This is a genomic window from Nocardia jejuensis NBRC 103114 (assembly GCF_001613145.1).
GTDB lineage: Bacteria > Actinomycetota > Actinomycetes > Mycobacteriales > Mycobacteriaceae > Nocardia > Nocardia jejuensis.
This window is the reverse complement of sequence record NZ_BDBU01000013.1, coordinates 77,604-96,738: the sequence shown is the minus strand read 5'-3', so window position 1 is coordinate 96,738 and position 19,135 is coordinate 77,604. Positions and strand designations below refer to the sequence as shown.

17 protein-coding genes are annotated in these 19,135 nt (G+C 67.4%); 7 read left to right on the top strand and 10 right to left on the bottom strand.

The genetic code is table 11. The annotated features are described in order from the left end of the window. Positions 1–87 precede the first annotated feature (87 nt). Positions 88–774 (top strand): TetR/AcrR family transcriptional regulator, encoded by a 687-nt coding sequence (locus tag NJ1_RS10640; RefSeq protein ID WP_067691150.1) that lies wholly within the window; start codon positions 88–90, stop codon positions 772–774. Between the two features lie 324 nt (positions 775–1,098). Beyond that, positions 1,099–1,518 (top strand): hypothetical protein, encoded by a 420-nt coding sequence (locus NJ1_RS10635; RefSeq protein WP_067691147.1) that lies wholly within the window; start codon positions 1,099–1,101, stop codon positions 1,516–1,518. A 108-nt stretch (positions 1,519–1,626) separates the two neighbouring features. On the opposite strand, the gene NJ1_RS10630 is transcribed toward NJ1_RS10635, so the two are convergent. After that, positions 1,627–2,226: a TetR/AcrR family transcriptional regulator gene (locus tag NJ1_RS10630; protein WP_067691143.1), complete on the bottom strand. Its 600-nt coding sequence runs from the start codon at positions 2,224–2,226 to the stop codon at positions 1,627–1,629. Beyond that, a complete protein-coding gene (locus NJ1_RS10625; protein ID WP_067691141.1) occupies positions 2,223–3,968 on the bottom strand; it encodes an N-acyl-D-amino-acid deacylase family protein in 1,746 nt (581 codons plus the stop codon). Before NJ1_RS10625 ends, NJ1_RS10630 begins: the two co-directional genes overlap by 4 nt. A gap of 376 nt (positions 3,969–4,344) precedes the next feature. Between NJ1_RS10625 and NJ1_RS10620 the strand changes: the two genes are divergently transcribed. From NJ1_RS10620 to NJ1_RS10610, 3 genes are all read left to right on the top strand, one after another. Then, a complete protein-coding gene (locus tag NJ1_RS10620) occupies positions 4,345–4,950 on the top strand; it encodes an Rv1733c family protein (protein WP_157573888.1) in 606 nt (201 codons plus the stop codon). A gap of 64 nt (positions 4,951–5,014) precedes the next feature. Continuing rightward, positions 5,015–5,947 (top strand): NAD(P)H-dependent flavin oxidoreductase, encoded by a 933-nt coding sequence (locus tag NJ1_RS10615; RefSeq protein WP_067691625.1) that lies wholly within the window; start codon positions 5,015–5,017, stop codon positions 5,945–5,947. A 165-nt stretch (positions 5,948–6,112) separates the two neighbouring features. Next, positions 6,113–6,574 carry an SRPBCC family protein gene (locus NJ1_RS10610; RefSeq protein ID WP_067691136.1) on the top strand — a complete coding sequence of 154 codons (462 nt, stop codon included), beginning with the start codon at positions 6,113–6,115 and terminating at the stop codon, positions 6,572–6,574. 93 nt (positions 6,575–6,667) lie between these two features. On the opposite strand, the gene katG is transcribed toward NJ1_RS10610, so the two are convergent. The 3 genes from katG to abc-f form a co-directional block, all read right to left on the bottom strand. Then, on the bottom strand, positions 6,668–8,893 hold the full coding sequence (gene katG / locus NJ1_RS10605; protein ID WP_067691134.1) for a catalase/peroxidase HPI: 2,226 nt from the start codon (positions 8,891–8,893) through the stop codon (positions 6,668–6,670). A 67-nt stretch (positions 8,894–8,960) separates the two neighbouring features. Then, the gene (locus NJ1_RS10600) at positions 8,961–9,377 is read right to left on the bottom strand and encodes a Fur family transcriptional regulator (protein WP_174557069.1); all 417 of its coding nucleotides are present in this window, start codon (positions 9,375–9,377) and stop codon (positions 8,961–8,963) included. A gap of 340 nt (positions 9,378–9,717) precedes the next feature. Then, positions 9,718–11,325: a ribosomal protection-like ABC-F family protein gene (abc-f, locus tag NJ1_RS10595; protein ID WP_174557065.1), complete on the bottom strand. Its 1,608-nt coding sequence runs from the start codon at positions 11,323–11,325 to the stop codon at positions 9,718–9,720. Positions 11,326–11,481: 156 nt separating this feature from the next. Between abc-f and NJ1_RS10590 the strand changes: the two genes are divergently transcribed. Then, positions 11,482–12,111: a TetR/AcrR family transcriptional regulator C-terminal ligand-binding domain-containing protein gene (locus NJ1_RS10590; RefSeq protein ID WP_067691127.1), complete on the top strand. Its 630-nt coding sequence runs from the start codon at positions 11,482–11,484 to the stop codon at positions 12,109–12,111. A 313-nt stretch (positions 12,112–12,424) separates the two neighbouring features. Here NJ1_RS10590 and NJ1_RS10585 read toward each other — a convergent pair whose 3' ends face one another. Both NJ1_RS10585 and NJ1_RS10580 read right to left on the bottom strand, forming a co-directional pair. Then, positions 12,425–13,417, bottom strand: coding sequence for a TIGR03557 family F420-dependent LLM class oxidoreductase (locus NJ1_RS10585; RefSeq protein WP_067691125.1), 993 nt, complete (start codon positions 13,415–13,417; stop codon positions 12,425–12,427). A 1-nt stretch (position 13,418) separates the two neighbouring features. Further along, positions 13,419–15,152, bottom strand: coding sequence for a thiamine pyrophosphate-dependent enzyme (locus NJ1_RS10580; RefSeq protein ID WP_067691619.1), 1,734 nt, complete (start codon positions 15,150–15,152; stop codon positions 13,419–13,421). Positions 15,153–15,321: 169 nt separating this feature from the next. Between NJ1_RS10580 and NJ1_RS10575 the strand changes: the two genes are divergently transcribed. Continuing rightward, positions 15,322–16,917, top strand: a complete 1,596-nt coding sequence (locus NJ1_RS10575) for an FMN-binding glutamate synthase family protein (RefSeq protein WP_174557064.1) — start codon at positions 15,322–15,324, stop codon at positions 16,915–16,917. A gap of 181 nt (positions 16,918–17,098) precedes the next feature. Here NJ1_RS10575 and NJ1_RS10570 read toward each other — a convergent pair whose 3' ends face one another. The 3 genes from NJ1_RS10570 to NJ1_RS10560 form a co-directional block, all read right to left on the bottom strand. After that, entirely contained in the window at positions 17,099–17,371 is a 273-nt protein-coding gene (locus NJ1_RS10570; RefSeq protein ID WP_067691122.1) for a GlsB/YeaQ/YmgE family stress response membrane protein, read from the bottom strand. A 717-nt stretch (positions 17,372–18,088) separates the two neighbouring features. After that, entirely contained in the window at positions 18,089–18,535 is a 447-nt protein-coding gene (locus tag NJ1_RS10565; protein ID WP_067691118.1) for an iron chaperone, read from the bottom strand. Positions 18,536–18,582: 47 nt separating this feature from the next. Beyond that, positions 18,583–18,939 carry a VOC family protein gene (locus NJ1_RS10560; protein ID WP_067691613.1) on the bottom strand — a complete coding sequence of 119 codons (357 nt, stop codon included), beginning with the start codon at positions 18,937–18,939 and terminating at the stop codon, positions 18,583–18,585. Positions 18,940–19,135: the final 196 nt, after the last annotated feature.

Genomic DNA, 19,135 nt, shown 5'->3' with positions numbered 1-19,135 from the left:
GCAATCCGCACGCGGTTGCGCCACCGGCCCCGACCGGTCCGGCGGGCATGCGAAGAAACAGCAAACGCGGAAACGTATCATCGACATGTGGAATCTGAGCAGCCCGTGAACCCGGCACCGACCGGAAAATCTCTGCTCGAGCGCGCCTACCTCGCCGCCGTCGAGAATGCCGGCGACACCGATCGAACGCGCACCCGCATTCTCGACGCGGCCGACGAGCAATTCCAGAAGTGGGGTGTGCAGCGCTCGACCATGGAGGACGTCGCCCGGCAGGCGGGCGTCTCGCGGATCACCGTGTACCGGCGATTCGCCACCAAGGACGAGTTGGTGGAGCAGGTCATCCTGCGCGAATTCCGCAGGTACTTCGACAGATTCCTCGTCGACATCACCACCGCGGCGACGCCCGGGGACCGGGTCGTGCTCGGTTTCGTGAGCTCGTTGCGCGCCCTGCGCGGCAATCCGCTGATCGGCACGCTGATCACCGCCGAGCCCAATCAATTCGTCAGCTCGCTCATCGGTGACGGCGGGCGGGCGGTGGCCATGGTCCGCGAGTTCGTGGTCATGCAGCTGCGTCAGGAGCAGCGTGCGGGCACCATCGCCCAGGAACTGCGCATCGAGTTGATCGCGGAGTTGATGGTTCGAATCTGCGCATCCTTCCTGGCCATTCCGAGCCAGATCGTCGATCTGGACGACGACGAGCAATTGGCAACGCTCGCTCGCGAATTCCTGGTCCCGATGCTCGAACCCCCGAGCGTGCGCGCCGCGCGGGCCTGAGCGCCGACCGAACCCGGGGCCGCGAACTGTCCTATCTCCGTGGCGGTTCGACGATCTCGATAGCGGCCAAATGACCAATTGTGTTGCCACACAATGGCGCAGGGTGTTTGCTGCGGATTCTTTTGGCACGATTCGTCATGTCTGTGCGGGGTCTGGCGCACAACGGTGTGCCTATAGTTTGCAGTGTTCATTGTAGGTTCAAGCGCTACCCCGCCGAATGATCGACGAGGAGGTTCTGCCTACGGAATTCGCCTAGCCAATCAGTAGCCACATCGAAGTACTTGCTTTTCCGATGGGTAGTGATCGCAGGAAAAAGGAGACCACATGAACGGCATCGATCTCTGCGTCCGGTTGAATCTGGCGATCGACATGTGGGAACGCCGGCATGGACGCCCGCTGGCGGACGAGGAATTGGCCGAACAGCTCACGGACACGGGATGTCCGGTCTCGGGGCTCGATATCACCGCTGTGCGCCAAGGCGAGGAAATCGAGATTCCCGGACCCATGGCCGCCGCGCTGGCGGTCACGTTCGGGGTCGACCCCGAGTATTTCGCGGCTCGACCCGTACTGACGGATTTGCGTGACACCGAACTCACCGCCGCATTCCACAACCGCGCCCTGCGCCGTCTGGGCCAACTGGCACACGGCATGCCGATCAGCACCCTGCTGTATCTCGACACGATCGTGGAGGCCTTGCGGCGGGCGGAGGATCTGCCCGAGACCACCATGACCGCCCGAATCTGACCCGACCTCCGAGGTGCTGTGCGGCAATCCCTTGCCGCACAGCACCTTCGGCGTTCGAGCGCGGGGCGCGCGCACCGCTGAGCCGACCACGGGGTGGTGGTGTGAAGTTCAGGGGGCTTCGCTGCCGGGATCGGCGAGGGCGGCGAAGTAGTGCAGGCGGGCCTCTTCCAGGTCGGGGCGGGGAAAGGTGTGGCGGAAGATGGCCTCGCCGTCGAGCATGTGGATGATCGAGGTGGCGAGCAGCCGGGTGCGGTCGGCGGGCAGGTCGCCGCGCAGGGTGGCGGCGGCGACCTCCTCGACCTGTTTGATCAGGGCCTCGGCGACCGGCGCGAGTCGGCTTCGCAGTTCGGGCTCGGTGCGGGCGGCGACCAGCAGTTCGAACCAGACCGTGTTGGTGTCGTGGCGGATCTGCGCGCGGGTCAGGCGCAGCAGATCGATGATCGGCAATGCGGTGTCGTGTTCGAGCAGGGTGTCGAAGGCCGCGATGTGCCGGCGGCCCACCTCCTCGGCCGCCGCGACCACCAGGTCGATGCGGGAGTCGAAATGCCGCAGGATGCCGCCCTTGGAGACTCCGGATCGCTTGCTGATCTCGCCGAGTGAGGCGCGGTGGTAACCGATTTCGGCGATCGTCGCGATGGTCGCCTCGATGAGCTTGCCGATGGTCGCGGCACGGCGCCCGGCCTGGGTGCGGCGGGCCGGAACCGTCATCGCCGGTCCGCGCGCAGGAATCGCCCTGTGCGCTGGACTCCGAGGATGTCGGTGGGCACTCCGCGATCGACGACCCGCTCGCCGCCGATGAAGACCGCCGTCACCGCGTCCTCGTTGCGATTGACCATGCGGGGGAGGTTACCGTACTGGGGGACAGGACTTTCCGCGTAGGCATCCAGGCTCTCGTCCAGATGCCGGGGATCGAGCACCAGGATGTCGGCGCGGTCGCCTTCGCGCAGATGTCCCGCGTCGAGCCGGTACCAGTCGGCGAGTTCGCCGGTGAGCCGGTGCACGGCGTGCTCGAGCGACAGGAACGGGCGGCCCTGCTGCTCGGCCCGGTGCACCCGGCGCAGGAAACGCAGGCCGAAGTTGTAGAACGCCATATTCCGCAGATGCGCGCCCGCATCGGAAAAGCCCAGTTGCACACCGGGATCCGCGCCCAGCTTCTCCAGGTACTCGGGCCGGTGATTGGAGATGGTGGTGCGCCAGCGCAGCTTCGTGCCGTGCGCGACGACCAGGTCCAGGAACGCGTCGACCGGGTGCAGCCCGCCGCGTTCGGCGCCGACCTGTCCGAAGGTCTTGCCGATGACCTCGCTGTCGGGGCAGGCGACGATTTCGGCATCGAAGAAGTCCCGATGCCACACGCGCAGACCGAATTTCGCGTCGTAGTCCTTGCGGAATCGTCTGCGGTAGGCCTCGTCCTGCAGCAGTGCGTTGCGTTCGATCTCATCGGCCAGATGCAGCGCCGCCGCGCCGGATCCGAACTCCTCGAAGATCACCAGATCGATGCCGTCCGCGTACACCTCGAACGGCACCGGCAGATGTTGCCAGCGGAAATCGCCGCCGAGCCGGTTCATCAGCCGGGCGATCGGGCCCAGGATGTAGACCAGGAACGGGCTGGCCTTGATGTCGGCGGCCGAGAGCAGGGTCGTCTTGAGCGGCTTGCGGAACAGGCCCAGCGTGCTGAGGGTCATCGCGGCGATACTGCGGGGGGAGGTGATGTCCGGCCCGGCCTGCAGCACTCGGCGGCGTTCGCGCAGGATCGCGTTGAGGCTGCGGCGTTCTCGCGCCTTGGCGTAGGTCGAGGGCAGGGTGCGCGAGCGGCAGGTGTCACCGTCGAGCTTGTCGAACATCAGCTGCTGCGCGGACATCCCGACGAAACCGGCGTCCAGCGCCTCGATGAGCCGCGCCCGCATGGCGGCGAGTTCGGCGGCGGTGCTGCGCACGTCCTTGCGGGTGGCGCGGTCGAGTCCCATGATCGCGGTGCGGATGTCGGAATGGCCCAGCAGCGCGGCCAGATTCGGTCCGAGCGGCAGTGCCTCGAGGGCTGCGACATAGTCCTGTGCCGAGGTCCAGGTCTTGGCTTCGGTGAGAGCGTCGATGACATGGTTGCGCGGAATCGCCTCCACGCGACCGAAGAGATCGCCGGCCTGTGTCGCGTCGACATGCACGGTGGACAGCGAGCACGAGCCGAGCAGCACCGTCGTGACGCCGTGTCGCACGGATTCGTCGAGCCCCGGACCGCGCAGGACTTCGATGTCGTAGTGGGTGTGGATGTCGATCATCCCCGGCAGCACCCATTTGCCCTCGGCATCGACGACGGTCGGCACACCGGACTCGTCGAGCGGGACCGCGGACACCGTGGCGACCCGGCCGTCGCGCAGGCCGAGGTGACGGATTTCCGAGGGCGCGCCGCTGCCATCGAACCAGCGGCCTGACTTGATGATCGTGTCGTAGCTCACAACTCATAGCAACCGATCGGTTGCTAAATGTCAAGACCTGTGGGGGGCCCGTGGGAAACGTTGGTATACAGCACAAATGGGACGCGGATTGTCCGGCAGTGCGACCGGGCGGACGGTCGCGCGGCCCGGAAATCGCTCGTGCTCGACGGCGCCCATGGAAACCGGCGGCGTGAACCCCGACACCCGTCCCGGCACCGGAGACGCGCGTGCGGGTGTGAGAGCGGTCCCGCAGCGTTCGCCGTCAGTAGCGCCCCCGCGCGTTTGGGTCGAATTCGGCCGGGTAGTCGCAGGGTGAGGACCGAATTCGCGACCGATCGGATTCGGGCCGCACAGGGGTGACTTCACCAGTCCCGCACTGGGTTCGGAGGTGATCGGGGTGCCGCAATATCCGTCGCGGCTGACGCGCATGCGCCGCACCCTGCCGTGGCGGCGCACTCCTCTGATGCGTCGTTCGGATCGCCTCGAGATGGTGGTCCGCATGCTCGCGGTACTACTCGTCGTGCTGGCCGTGCCCGTGGCGGTGCTCGTGGGTCGTGCCTCGCACTCGGAACTGCTCGCGCGGATCCGGCACGAGGACAGCGGCAAGATCTCGGTCTCCGCCACCGTCCTGGCCGATCCGGCCCACACGCCGATCGATGCCGCAGTGCCACCCGGACCGCCGCGGGCCTGGGTGCGCTGGGAACGAGAAGGGCATGTCTCCACGGCCATGGTCGAGGTACCGAGCACCGCGAAAGCCGGTGATCGACTCACCCAGTGGGTGGGGACGGACGGAAAACCCGCGAACCCGCCGCGTTCGCCCCGCACCGCGGCGATCGGTGCGACCGGTACCGCGCTGACCACGCTGCTGACCACCTGGCTGGGAATCGGCATCGTGCTGTGGTCGGCCCTGTGCGGATTCGGCCACTACCGCAGCGTGCGGTGGGCCCGGGAGTGGTCGGCGATCAGCCCGGCGATCCGCGACCGCAAACAGCACGACGGCTGACCTCCGTCCGGTCGCCGGGACCGATCACTCGCCGCTCGGCCGGGGGAGTAGCAGGATGACTCCGGTGACCAATCGTGTTCAGGAACTGCTCGGCGTCGAGTTCCCCGTCGTGCAGGCGCCGATGACCTATATCGCCCGTGCCGAGCTGGCGGCGGCCGTATCCGAGGGCGGCGGGCTCGGAATGATCGAGACCCTGACCCCCGAGGGACGCGCGGACCTGCTGCGGGTGCGTGAACTCACCGATCGGCCGGTGGCGGCGAACCTGATGATCCAGGGCTGGAAGCGTGACCCGTCGATCGTCGAGGTTCTCGTCGAAGCCGGTGTGCGACATGTGTTCACCTCCGCGGGCGACCCGGCCCTGTTCACCGCGAGGCTGCACGATGCGGGCATGACGGTCGTGCACGTGGTGGGCTCTCTCCGGGGTGCGCGCAAGGCGGCGGACGCGGGCGTGGACGCCCTGGTGGTGGAGGGCGTCGAGGGCGGCGGTTTCAAGTCGGCGCTCGGCGCGTCCACGATGGTGCTGCTGCCCCTGATCGCCCAGCACGTGGATCTGCCGATCATCTGCGCCGGCGGTATCTGCGACGCGCGCTCCGGCGCGGCCGCCGTGGTCCTCGGCGCGGAGGGCGTGCAGATGGGCACCCGCATGCTCGCCAGCGAGGAAGCCTTGGTGCACACCAACTTCAAGGACGCGATCGTCGCGGCCGACGACACCGGGACAATCCTGCTCGACCTACCCGGCAACCCGACCATGCGCGTCCTGCGCGTGGGTATGGCCGCGCGCGTCGGCGATCACGCCGCCGACACGAAGCTGCTCGGCCGCATCACCGATCTCTACTTCGAGGGAGATCTCGACGCCAGTGTGGCCAACACGGGTCAGGTGTCCGCCCGGATCACCGGGCTACAGCCCGTCGCGCACATCGTCCGCGACACCTGGTGCGATATCGAGGCGGTCTTGGACGGAGCCAGGACTCGCCTGGGCCGAACGCCGTCGCACTAGGTTCGATCGCGGCGCAGAGTGTTCGGGACTTCCCTGTGGACTGTGTTTGGGTCCCGCGGCTCCGGGTAGCCGCCACCCGTGCCGGATCGAGTCCGGCATTCACCGACTGAATTGGGCAGCGCGGCCCGATGATCCGGTCCTGCACCGGGGAAGAGGTAGTCAAGCATGAGCACAGTCACCGCATCGACCGATGTCCACGCACCGATCCGAATCGTGTACAACCAGTGGACGCAGTTCGAGTCGTTTCCGAAGTTCATGACGGGGGTCGAGCAGGTCGTCCAGCTGGACGACACCCATACGCACTGGAAGGTGAAGGTCGGTCCCGTCGAGCGCGAGTTCGACGCCACCATCACCGAACAGCATCCCGAGGAGCGCGTCGCGTGGCGGTCCGACAGCGGCCCCGAGCACGCCGGCGTCGTGACGTTCCATCGCATCGATGACGAGACCACCCGGGTCACCACCCAGATGGACGTCGATCCCGAGGGATTCCTCGAGAACGTCGGGGACAAGCTGGGCCTGCTGGATCACCGGGTCAAGGGTGACCTGGAGCGGTTCAAGACGTTCATCGAGGAGCGGCCGCGGGAGACCGGTGCCTGGCGCGGAGATGTCCAGCGTCCCGGGCAGTGATGCGGAACCCGTTGTAGCGGAAGGGGTCCCGGGCAGATGTGCCCCGGGACCCCTTCGTATGCCGGTAGAATGTATGTCGGTAGAACGAGCCGATCAGGCCAGGTCGAACCGATCGCTGTCGGTGACCTTCGCCCACGCGGCGACGAAGTCCTTCACGAACCGCGCACCGGCGTCGGCCTGGGCGTACACCTCGGCCAGCGCGCGCAGCTGCGAGTGCGAGCCGAAGACCAGGTCGTTGGCGGTCGCGGTGCGGGTGGTCTTGCCCGACGCCGCGTCGAAGCCCTCGTAGACGTTCTCCGCGGACTCGGAGGCCTTCCACTCGGTGTTCTGATCGAGCAGGTTGACGAAGAAGTCCGTCGTCAAAACCCCTGGGCGGTCGGTGAATACGCCGTGATCGGTGCCGCCGTGATTGGCGCCGAGCGCACGCAGGCCACCGACGAGGACCGTCAGTTCCGGCGCCGTCAGATCGAGCAGGTACGCCCGCTCCAGCAGCAGCCGCTCGAGCGGAGCCTTCTCCCCGGCGCGCACATAGTTGCGCAGGCCGTCCGCCCGCGGCTCGAGCACCGCGAAGGACTCCACATCGGTGTCCTCCTGCGAGGCGTCGGTGCGTCCCGGTGAGAACGGAACGGTGATCTCGTGGCCCGCGTCCGCCGCGGCCTTCTCGATCGCCGCCGCTCCGCCCAGGATGATCAGATCGGCGAGCGAGACCTGCTTACCGTCCGAGCCGTTGAAGTCCCGCTGGATCTGCTCGAGGACGGGAAGCACCTTGGCCAGCTCGGCCGGTTCGTTGACCTCCCAGCTCTTCTGGGGCTCGAGCCGGATGCGGGCGCCGTTCGCGCCACCGCGCATATCGGTGCTGCGGAAGCTGGACGCGGACGCCCACGCGGTCTTGACCAGCTGCGCGACCGACAGCTCCGAATCGAGAATGCGGCTCTTGAGCGCCGCGATGTCCTGCTCACCGATCAGTTCGTGATCGACCGCGGGAACCGGGTCCTGCCACAGCTGCGCCTCGGGAACCCACGGGCCGAGGTAGCGGCTGACCGGTCCCATATCGCGGTGCAGCAGCTTGTACCAGGCCTTGGCGAACGCGACGGAGAGTTCTTCCGGGTGGTCGAGCCAGCGCCGGGTGATCTCGCCGTAGATCGGATCCTCGCGCAGCGCCAGGTCCGAGGTCAGCATGGTCGGTACGCGCGCCGGTCCGTCGAACGGATCCGGGATCGTGCCCTCGCCCGCGCCGTCCTTGGGCTTCCACTGCCAGGCCCCGGCGGGGCTCTTGGTCAGCTCCCACTCGTAGCCGTAGAGGTTCTGCAGGAAACCGTTGCCCCACTGGGTCGGAGTGGAGGTCCACACGACCTCGAGTCCGCTGGTGATGGCGTCCTTGCCCTTGCCGGTGCCGTAGGTGCTCTTCCAGCCCAGGCCCTGCTGCTCGATCGGCGCGCCCTCGGGCTCGGCGCCGACCAGGTCCGCATTGCCCGCGCCGTGCGTCTTGCCGAAGCTGTGGCCGCCGACGATCAGCGCGGCGGTCTCCTCGTCGTTCATCGCCATGCGGCCGAACGTGTCTCGGATATCGCGCGCGGAGGCGACCGGATCCGGCTGGCCGTTCGGGCCTTCCGGGTTCACGTAGATCAGGCCCATCTGGACCGCGCCGAGCGGGCCCGAGAGCTCGCGCTCGCCGCTGTAGCGTTCGTCGCCGAGCCAGGTGTCCTCCGGACCCCAGAAGATCTCTTCGGGCTCCCAGACATCCGCGCGGCCGAAGCCGAAGCCGAAGGTCTGGAATCCCATCGAGTCCAGCGCCACGTTGCCCGCGAACACCAGCAGGTCGGCCCAGGAGATCTGGTTGCCGTACTTCTGCTTGACCGGCCACAGCAGTCGCCGCGCCTTGTCCAGGTTGGCATTGTCGGGCCAGCTGTTGAGCGGAGCGAAACGCTGCGCGCCCTGCCCTCCGCCACCGCGTCCGTCGGCGATCCGGTAGGTACCGGCCGCATGCCAGCTCAACCGGATGAACAAGCCACCGTAGTTGCCGTAGTCGGCCGGCCACCAATCCTGCGAATTGGTCAGTACCGCAGCGACATCCGCCTTCAGGGCGTTGACGTCGAGCTTCGCGAATTCCTTCGCGTAGTCGAAATCCGCGCCGAGCGGGTTGGACTTGGAGGAGTGCGCGTGCAGAACCGAGAGGTCGATCTGCTCGGGCCACCAGTCCTTGTTGGTGCGGGGACGCTGGTCGGTCTTGACAGTGGGCGAGGGGATTGCCGGGTTCTCGCTCTCGCTTTCGCTGCGAGGGGCACTGTCAGGAGCGACCGGACTGCTATCGGAGGTCACGATATTCCTTCCTGAATGGGTGATGCGGGCTGCGATCAGGTGAGTGACGGATCAGGTGGGTGACGGATCAGGTGAGAGACGAATGAGCTCGGGACGCCGCGCATTCGGGACACAGGCCCCAGTAGATGACCTCGGCCTCGTCGATCGAGTAGCCGTGGTCGTCGGAGGCGGTCAGGCACGGCGCTTCGCCGACGGCGCAATCGACATCGGCGATCGATCCGCACGAGCGGCACACCACGTGGTGATGGTTGTCCCCGACCCGCGACTCGTACCGCGCCACCAGGCCGGACGGCTGGATGCAGCGGATCAGGCCGACCGCGGTCAGGGTGTGCAGCGAGTCGTAGACGGCCTGGTGCGACACCGTGGACAGCCGGTCGCGCACATCACGCAGGATCGATTCGGTATCGGCGTGCGGATGATCGTGCACGGCGCTCAGGACGGCGACGCGCGGAGCGGTCACCCGCAGGGAAACTCCCCGGAGCATCTGCTGGAAATCCGCGGCCGTCGGCACGGTCGAGAGTCTCGTCTGCTTTCTGGAATGAGTCAAGCATTTGCGACACCGTGGTTCACCCCGGCCCGTCTACCGGCCGATCACCCCGGAGCCTCTGCGCATCGGCGTCCTCGTTGTCGATGCGACGGGCATCCCCGAGTTCGAGGAGCCGATCCGAGCTCATGAACCGCTCGCCGCCCTGCGGGACGCGAGCGGGAATCGGACGACGCTCGCGTCGAGTGGGGTGGTAGGGCGTTCGAGGGTGGGAGGGGACACGTCGGGCATGGCGAATCTCCTTTGGGGCGTGGAGTTTCGGAGCGTGGAGGTCGGGGTGTCAGACGGCGGCGGAGGCTCGGAGGGTGAGGCGTTCACCCTGCCATCGCGCGCGCAGTCGCCGGTCATGGCTGACGACCAGAAGCGCGCCCCGGTAGTGCGCGAGGGCGGTGTCGAGGTCCTCGACGAGGCCGGGGGAGAGGTGGTTGGTGGGTTCGTCGAGCAGGAGCAGGTCGACGGGGTCCGAGACCAGGCGCGCGAGCGCCAGGCGCTGACGCTGTCCGGTCGAGAGGCGCTGGACCTGTGTCGTGAGTTGGGTGCGGTCGAACAGGCCGAGGGAGAGGAGTTGTTCGATGCGCCCGTCGAGGTCGCCGGTTCGGCCTCGCGCGAACGCGGTGAGCACCGTCTCGCCGGGGTGGCCCGGGTGTGGATCCTGGGCTAGGTAACCGACTGTGCCGCAGCGGGTTACGGTTCCGGAATCGGGGGTCAGAATGCCCGCCAGCACGCGCAGCAGGGTGGTCTTGCCCGATCCGTTCGGGCCGGTGACGAGCAGCCGTTCGCCCGCCGCGATCGCCAATCCGGTGCGTTCGAGCCGGTCCGTGACGGTGATATCGGTGGCCGTCAGGACGGTGCCGCGGACGGGTCCGGATCGCAGGGCCGGCGCGAACCGCAGCGGTTCCGGCGGCGCGGGCACCGGATCCGCGAGCAGGCGGCGCAGGCGTTCCTCGGCATTGCGGACCCGCCCGGCCAGGGACTGCTGCACCCGTCCGCCGGCCCGGTCGTAGGCCATCTTGTTGTTGTCCTTCATCGCGCGCCCGGGCGCGACTCGGCGGGCGGTGGTGTCGGCGAATTCGCGAAGCCGGTCGACGTCGGCCCGCCACTGCTCGTGCGACTGCGCCCAGCGCTGTCGCGCCGCGGCGCGTTCGATCAGAAATCCCTTGTAGCCGTTGCCATATCGCACGATCCGCTTGCGGTCGGAGTCCACTTCGAGCAGCGTGGTCGCGACCCGTTCCAGGAACGTCCGATCGTGGGACACCATCACCAGGGTGCCTCGGCGGGTGCGCAGATGCTCTTCGAGCCAGGCCACGGCGTCGTCGTCGAGATGGTTTGTCGGTTCGTCCAGCAGCAGCACCTCGGTGCCCGCCGCCAGCACCGCGGCCAGTCGGAGCCGGACCTGTTCACCGCCGGAGAGTCCGCCGACCGTGCGGTCGCGGTCCACCAGGTGCAAGCCCAGCCCGTGTAGCGCTCGCTCGACCCGCGCATCGGCGTCATAGCCGCCGCGCAGCTCGAAAAGACTTGTCGATTCACCGTATTCGAGCAGGCTCGTCTCGTCGCCGTCGGTCATCGACGCTTCGAGGGTGCGCATGCGGTGCTCGATCGCGCGCAGCTCGCTCAGCGCACGGTCGATCACCTGCTGAACCGTCATCCGGGAGGGTAGCCGCTCGTCCTGAGCGAGGTATCCGACGCCGCCGTCGGTCTGAACGGTGATCTCGCCCGCATCGGGGGTGTCCCGCCGGGCGAGCAGCCGCAGCAGGGTGGTCTTGCCGGATCCGTTCTCGCCGATGATTCCGGTGCGCTCACCGGCGGTGAGCGCACATGTCACCTCATCGAGAACGAGACGGCCGTCGAAGGATTTGCTGACCGCGTGCGCGGTGATCTGCGTGGGCATGGAGACACTCCGAAGTATTCGAGGGCGACAGGGCCGGATGCGACCGCTGGATCGGGTGAACACTTCGAATGATCATCGGCAAACCTCACTAGTGCTACGAATGTTGCGTTAACATGGTCGCATAACCCGTTCCCTCGAGCAAGCGAAACCTCGACACTGAGCACCGAACTGCCTCGAACAGGCGAAACCCCGAGAATCCGGCCGGGTGGACGCACGGCACGCATTCGCGCCGACGTTCTCGACGCGGTCAGCGCCGTCCTCACCGAACAGGGCTACGACGCCCTCACCGTGGACGCGGTCGCCGCGCGGTCCGGCGTGCACCGCACCACCGTGTACCGCCGCTGGCGCGATGTCGGCGGCCTGATCGCCGACGTGTTCGCCGCGGCCGCCGATATCGACTGGCATCCGCGCGATACCGGTTCCCTGCGTGGCGATCTGGCCGCGCTCAATCACGAGATCCAGGATTCGCTCACGGCACAGAACTCGATCGCGACGGCCCTGATCGCGGTCTCGTTCCGCTCGCAGGAGGCCGCACTCGCCCTGCGTCGCCTGTGGGAGGACCGATACGCCCAGTCCGAGTGCGTGATTCAGCGTGCGCGGGGGCGTGGTGAACTTTCCGGCGGTATCGATTCGCGCGCGCTGCTGGTCTTCGCGACCGCACCGCTCTACCACCACCTGGTCCTGCTGCGTACCCCACCGGACCCGCGCCTGCCCGAACGCGCGGCCCTCGCGGCCGTGCTGGCGGCCCGGTCCGGCGCGTTCAGCCTCGAGGATTCCGCACCGTGAGCTGATCGATTGCATCGCTTGCTTTTTGGATCGGACACCGAGCAGTTCGATCGGATACCGAGTAGTTCCACGGGTCACCGAGCAGCGATGAGCCCCGAAGGGCTGTGACCAGATCCGATGTACCGCTCGGACCGATAGCGGACTACTCTGGCAAACTATGGGCCCCAACTTGTTGTCGGTCTACACCGACTTGTTCATCGGACTGCTCGTCGACACCTTCTACGGCATTTCCAGCGCGGTCGCGCCACTGTCGAACCTCATCTAGCGAACCGGTTTCCCTCGCGCGTCGCGTTCACGAATCGGCGCGTCACGTTCACGAATCACTGTCTGCCGCACGAAGTGCGGCGAGCAGTGGTCCGGCGGCCTCGGCGAGAAACCGCTCCTGCTGTTCGTCCCCGACCTGAACCAGGGCGATATCGGTGAAACCGGCGTCCTGGAAAGGACGCACCGCCGCGACGACGGCGTCGAGGTCGGGACCGCAGGGGATGGTCTCGGCGATGTCCTCGGGGCGCACGAATTGCGTGGCCGCGGCGAATGCCGCCGGCGTGGGGAGATTGGCATTGACATCCCAGCCGCCCGCGGACCATCGGAACTGCTCATGGGTGCGCTGAATTGCCTTGTCCCGGTCGGTATCCCAGCCGATCGGCAGCTGACCCGTCACGCGGGAGTGCGCCGCACCGGTCGTATTCGCCCGGAAATGCTGCCAGTAGCGCACGGTCTCGGCATCGGGGCTGGTGCTGACCATCTCGTCGGCGAGCGCCGCGAAACGCTCCACCGATCGAGTGCCCGACACCGCGACCGCCAATGGCACCGGTTGCTCGGGAAGGTCCCAGATCTTGGCCGCGTCCACCCGATACCACTGCCCCTGCCGGTTCACCGTCTCACCGGAGTGCAGATCGCGAATGATGCCGATGGCCTCCTCGAGCCGCTCGTGCCGCTCGTCGAGTCCGGGCCACCCCGCGCCGACCACATGTTCGTTGAGGCTCTCGCCGCTGCCGAGCCCGAGGGTGAAGCGCCCCTGCGCCAGGATCTGCAGGGTCGCGGCCTGCTGGGCCACGATCGCCGGGTGATATCGCATGGTCGGGCAGGTCACGTAGGTCATCAGCGGGATCGAGCGGGTGGCCTGCGCGACCGCGCCGAGCATGGTCCACGCGTGCGGCGCGTGGCCCTGCTCCTCGAGCCAGGGCGAGTAGTGGTCGCTGCTGACCAGGAAGTCGAATCCGGCGTTCTCGGCGGCGACCGCGTAGCGGACCAACTCGCGCGGGCCGCTCTGCTCGGTCATCAGGGTGTATCCGAATCGGGTCATCTCATCCCTCGTCTCCGGTGCTGCGGATCATTTCCTTGACCTTCGCGATGGCGAAGCCCCATCCCTGCTCGACCGTCGGCTTGGGCGGCACCGAGATTTCCTCGGGGTTGGTGAGCACATCGAGCAGGACCGGACCGTCGGTCTCGAATGCCTGCCGCACGGCCTCGGTCAGCTGGCCGGGCTTCTCGACCCGGATACCGGTGAGGCCCAGAGCCGTTGCGACAGCGGCGAAATCGGGGTTGTCGAGTTCGGTGCCGAACTCGGGCAGACCGGCCTGCTCCTGTTCGAGTTTGACCATGCCGAGGCGGCGATTGTCGAACACCACGAGCTTGACCGGCAGGTTGTGCGTCTTGATGGTGATCAGGTCGCCGAGCAGCATGCTCAGCCCGCCGTCACCGCAGAAGGCCACGACCTGCCGGTCGCGATCGAGCAATTGCGCGCCCAGCGCCTGGGGCATGGCGTTCGCCATCGACCCCAGGTTGTAGGAACCCAGCAGCCTCCGGGTGCCGCGCATGTGCACGAAGCGGGCGAGCCAGACCGTGGCCATGCCGGTGTCGGAGGTGAATATCGCGTCCTCGGCGGCCGCGGCATCGATGGCCGCGGCGAGTGCTTCGGGCCGGACGAGGTGGGATCGATTGTCCAGTGCCGCACGGGCTTTGCCGATCAGTCCGCGGTCGTGGTCCGGGGCGGCCAGCTTCGCCTGCCCGGCGCGCCAGCGTTCGAAGTGCTCGCGCGAATGCTCGAGGTGCTTGCGCGGATGCTCGGCCGTGATCCGGGTCAGCAGTGCCCGCACGGTCGCGCCGACGTCGCCGACCAGGCCGATGTCCACCGGCACCCGCCGGCCGATGTGATCGGCCGCGGTATCGACCTGAACGACCTTGGCGCCCTTGGGATACCAGTCGCGGTAGGGGAAGTCGGTGCCGAGCATGAGCAGCAGATCCGCGTCGTCGAGCGCGGCCGCCGCCGCGGGATTGCCGATCAGTCCGGTCTGCCCGACCTGGAATGAATTGTCTTGTTCGAAGCCCTCTTTGGCCTTGAGGGTGATCACCATCGGCGCGGCGAGCCGATCGGCGAGCGCCAGTACGTCCTCGCGCCCGGTTCGCGCGCCCTGCCCGACCAGCAGCGTGATCTTCTCGCTGGCGTCCAGCAGCGCGGCGGCCTCTCGCACGGCCTCGTCCTCGGGCCGCACCCGGCGATCCGCGAGTGCGAAACGTGCTGGGCGATCATCGGATACGGTGCGATCGCCGATATCCCCGGGAACCGTCAGCACCGACACCGCGCCGCGCGTGATCGCGGTGCGCACCGCGATCTCCAGCAGACCCGGCATCTGCTCCGGTGAGGTGACCGTGGCTCGGAAGGCCGCCACATCGCTGAACACGAGGTCGTTGTCGACCTCCTGGAAGTAGTCGGTGCCGACCTCGCTGAGTGGGACCTGACCCGCGATCGCCAGCACCGGGGCGTGGCTCTTGGCGGCGTCGTAGAGCCCGTTGAGCAGATGGATCGCGCCCGGTCCGCAGGTGCCCATGCACACCCCGAGCGTGCCGGTCAGCTGCGCTTGCGCGCCGGCCGCGAAGGCCGCGGCCTCCTCGTGGCGGCAGCCGACCCACTCGATGTCGTCGCTGCGGCGGATGGCATCGGTCAGCGGATTGAGCGCGTCGCCGACCACGCCGAACACGTGGCTCACGCCCAGTTCGGCGAGCCCGTCGATGATGATCTGCGCAACCGTTCGTGCCACGAATTCCTCCTCGAGCAGGACGTGGACGGCGAATACCTCGAGGTCCGCCGCTCGGACTCCTGACGCACTACCCGGCGGCATCGTCGGCAAACGGCCGATCCTTTGCATAGCCTGATCGGGAACGGGCCGTTCCCGCGATGGCGCCGTCGAATGCAGTGGAAGGGCCGGGATGTTGCGTTTCTTCGTGGTGGGATTCATCGGGTTCGCGGTGCTGATCGTGGGCGTGGTCGCCGCGGTCGGATCGTGGGCGTGGTGGCTGCTCGCCGCATTGCCGGCCGCGCTGCTGCTGGTCGGGATCTACGACATGGTGCAGCGAAAACACTCGATTCTGCGCAACTATCCGATTCTGGGTCATATGCGGTTCCTGCTCGAGAGCCTGCGCCCGGAATTGCAGCAGTATTTCATCGAGCGCAATACCGAGGGCCGCCCGTACGACCGGGAAGTGCGCACCATCGTCTACGAGCGTGCCAAGGGAATTCACGGTGAACTGTCCTTCGGCACCGAGCGTGATATCGAGGAGGTCGGTTACGAGTACCTGGTGCACTCCACGGTCCCGGTGCCCGAGCCCGAGGAACTGCCCCGGGTGCTGATCGGCGGCCCCGATTGCGCACGGCCGTATTCGATGTCGCTGTTGAACGTGTCCTCGATGAGTTTCGGCGCGCTGTCCGCCAATGCGCTGCGCGCGCTGAATCGCGGTGCGGCCATGGGTGGATTCGCGCACGACACGGGTGAGGGCGGCCTGACGCCGTATCACCTCGACGGTGGCGGAGATCTGGTGTGGGAGATCGGATCCGGGTATTTCGGCACCCGCACGCCGCAGGGCGGATTCGATCCGGATCAGTTCGCCGACAAGGCGGCGCACGATCAGGTCAAGGCCCTCTCGCTCAAGCTCAGCCAGGGCGCGAAGCCGGGCATCGGTGGCGTGCTGCCCGCGGCCAAGGTCACCGCGGAGATCGCCGAGTATCGCGGGGTGCCCGTGCACGAGAAGTGCGTGAGCCCCTCGGCGCATTCGGAGTTCGCGACGCCGCGCGAGCTGATCCGGTTCCTCTCGCGCATGCGGGAGCTGTCCGGCGGCAAGCCCACCGGATTCAAACTCTGTGTCGGATCCCGGGTCGAACTGCTCGCGATCTGCAAGGCCATGCTCGCGGAGGGAACCGCGCCGGACTTCATCATCGTCGACGGTGCCGAGGGCGGAACCGCGGCCGCCCCACTGGAATACGAGGATCATGTGGGCCTGCCGCTCACCGACGGACTGATGATCGTGCACAACGCTCTGGTGGCGACCGGTCTCCGGGACCGGATAAAGATCGGCGCCAGCGGCAAGGTCGCCGCGGGCAACGACATCGTCAAACGGCTGATCCAGGGTGCGGACTACACCAACGCCGCGCGCGCGATGATGATGGCCGTCGGCTGCATCCAGGCCCAGCGCTGCCACACCAACGAGTGTCCGGTGGGAGTCGCGACCCAGGATCCGCGGCGGGCCCGCGCCCTGGATGTCGCGGACAAGGCGGTGCGCACCCAGCGGTATCAGGAGGCGACGGTCCGCCAGGCCGTGCAGCTGATGGCGTCGCTCGGGGCTGCCCATCCGGATGAGCTCACCCCGGACATGCTGCGCAAGAAGGTCTCCCCGACCACCCAGCGATCGTTCGCCGAACTCTACGAATGGCTCGCACCGGGCGAACTGCTGGCCGATCCACCGCAGTCGTGGGCGGTGGACTGGGCGGCCGCGTCGGCCGATACGTTCCGCCCGAAGTCCGTCCGCTGATCCGCCGCCCCCGGAGCTGGGGCTGTGCGATCGGGAGCCGGGGGCCGTGCGTATGGGAGCCGGGGGCTGGGCGAATGGGAGCCGGGGGCTGTGCGTACGGGAGGCTGGGCGTACGAAAACCGGGGCCGAGCGGCGCATCGCCGTTCGGCCCCGGCTCCGGGGTCGGTCTGTGTGGTTGGGGTCAGCGGACGGCGCGACGGCCGGTCACGAGGTTGACCAGGAACAGCAGAATCACCGCGCCGCCCAGGCAGGTGAAGAAGCTGAACCAGAGGCCGCCGCCCTCGACGTCGACGCCGAGCAGCTTGAGCAGGAATCCGCCGAGCAGGCCGCCGACGATACCGACGACGATATTGAGCAGGATGCCCTGCTGCGCGTCCGTCTTCATGAACTTGCTGGCGATCCATCCGGCAAGGCCGCCGATGATGATCCATCCGATGATGCCAAGGCCGAGCATGGGGTCCTCCGATGTTCTGCGCGTGCTCCCAACGAGCGCGTTGTTGGCGCATTACCCCGCTTTACGGACTTCATTCAGCCTCGGTGGCACGGACATGCCCGAGGCGGGTGACGCTGCGGTCACGTGTCGCTGTGCCTCGGCCGTGTCCTGCTGGGCACGCCCCTCCCGGCGGCGGCCGTCGGTGCCGATCATCGCGCCCCGGGCTTCCTCGGCATTGCCTACGCGCCCTCGACCACGCCTTTCAGTCCTTCTCGGGCCCCGCCTTCGTCATGCTGCCTCGGTCAGGTCCGGACATCAGGTGTTCCCCCACTGTCCGGACTGGTCGGACGTTTCGAACCCATTCGGGTGCGAGGATTCGAAACCTTTACTACAGCAGTGTGATTCGCCGCCCGATTGGGGTCCGGACAGACGGTTGTCGATTTTCTCGTCTGGAAGGCGCTGCTCAATTCGGCGGCGCAGGTGCTCGGAAGTGCTGCGTAAACCATGATGTACCAGCCAGTCACACGAGTAGGCCCAGATCGTGCGGGATTCGGGTGCCGATATGGAAGCCCACCGAGGACCGGGGTGGAATTGGTAGAAGGCCGAGCATCAGGCTGTTCTCGCGAAACAGACTGTTTCGGCCGCTCGTTCAGAATACGGTCGGACCCTGTACCGGAGTAGTCGTTTCGCGGTTCATCTACCTGGATTTACGAAACACCGAAATCACCCCGTCGATTCTCAGCCGACCGCCTTGCGCAGGAGTTCACCGATAACGGTCTCGTCGGCGGCGGTCAATGCGGTCAGCGCGAAGGCGTTGGGCCACATGGTGCCCTCGTCCAAGGTAGCGAGATCGCTGAAACCCAGGGTCGCGTAGCGCGCCTTGAACTTCTCCGCGCTCTGGAAGAAGCACACCACCTTGCCGTCCTTGGCGTAGGCGGGCATGCCGTACCAGAGTTTCGGCGACAGTGCGGGCGCGTTGGCCTTGACCAGGGCGTGGATCTTCTCGGCCATGACGCGATCGGAGTCCTGCATGGCGGCGATCTTGGCGAGCACGTCGTTCTCGCCGTCGGCCTTGCTCGCGCGCGAACCGCGGCGAGCGGCCTTCTTGAGATCCTCGGCGTGCTCTTTCATCGCGGCGCGCTCTTCGGCGGAGAAGCCGACGGCGGACTTGGTCTTGGTGGTCATGATGAATTCCTTCGAGTCAGTTCGGATCGATGTCGGGGGTGGGGTGCTCAGCGGTCCTGGATCAGACCCAGGACGTTGCCGTCGGTGTCGGTCACGGTGGCCACCAGACGACCGCCGCCGACCTCCCGCGCGGGGTCCTTCACCGTGGCGCCGGCGGCGGTGAGCTCGGCCAGCTTGGCCTCGATGTCCGGCACGTGCCAGTAGGCCACCGGGGTGGACAGGCTCTGCGGACCGCCGTTGGGCACCAGGCCGATGTGCTGGCCCTCGGCCTCGAAACCGACGTAGTACGGGGAGTCGGTCTGCGGTGAGATGCCGAGCAGTGCGGTGTAGACCGCCTTGGCGGCGGCCAGATCCGCGACGGGATGCAGGACGGTCTTGATTCCCTGGGTGGGCGTTGCGGTCATGGTCACTCCTGGGTGTGGTCGGATCTGCCCTGGTGGACCCCTCGGTGAGGCGTTTCGGGCGTGCTTCCAGCTTCGCCGCCCGGGGGCCGCGCCACATCCGTGCCCACCACGGAATCGGCCACTGAGTGGTGCACCCGGATGCTCCGCGTGGAAGGCCCGTACGCGAGCCCTCGCGGGCCGGGGCTAATACGACTGA

Coding starts and splice junctions, on each gene's coding strand:
- NJ1_RS10610 (WP_067691136.1), top strand. CDS start 6,113: ATGAGCACAGTCACCGCATCGACCGATGTCCACGCACCGATCCGAATC.
- NJ1_RS10560 (WP_067691613.1), bottom strand. CDS start 18,939: ATGACCGCAACGCCCACCCAGGGAATCAAGACCGTCCTGCATCCCGTC.
- abc-f (WP_174557065.1), bottom strand. CDS start 11,325: ATGCCCACGCAGATCACCGCGCACGCGGTCAGCAAATCCTTCGACGGC.
- NJ1_RS10585 (WP_067691125.1), bottom strand. CDS start 13,417: ATGACCCGATTCGGATACACCCTGATGACCGAGCAGAGCGGCCCGCGC.
- NJ1_RS10570 (WP_067691122.1), bottom strand. CDS start 17,371: ATGCTCGGCCTTGGCATCATCGGATGGATCATCATCGGCGGCCTTGCC.
- NJ1_RS10600 (WP_174557069.1), bottom strand. CDS start 9,377: ATGCTCCGGGGAGTTTCCCTGCGGGTGACCGCTCCGCGCGTCGCCGTC.
- NJ1_RS10565 (WP_067691118.1), bottom strand. CDS start 18,535: ATGACCACCAAGACCAAGTCCGCCGTCGGCTTCTCCGCCGAAGAGCGC.
- NJ1_RS10575 (WP_174557064.1), top strand. CDS start 15,322: ATGTTGCGTTTCTTCGTGGTGGGATTCATCGGGTTCGCGGTGCTGATC.
- NJ1_RS10635 (WP_067691147.1), top strand. CDS start 1,099: ATGAACGGCATCGATCTCTGCGTCCGGTTGAATCTGGCGATCGACATG.
- NJ1_RS10630 (WP_067691143.1), bottom strand. CDS start 2,226: ATGACGGTTCCGGCCCGCCGCACCCAGGCCGGGCGCCGTGCCGCGACC.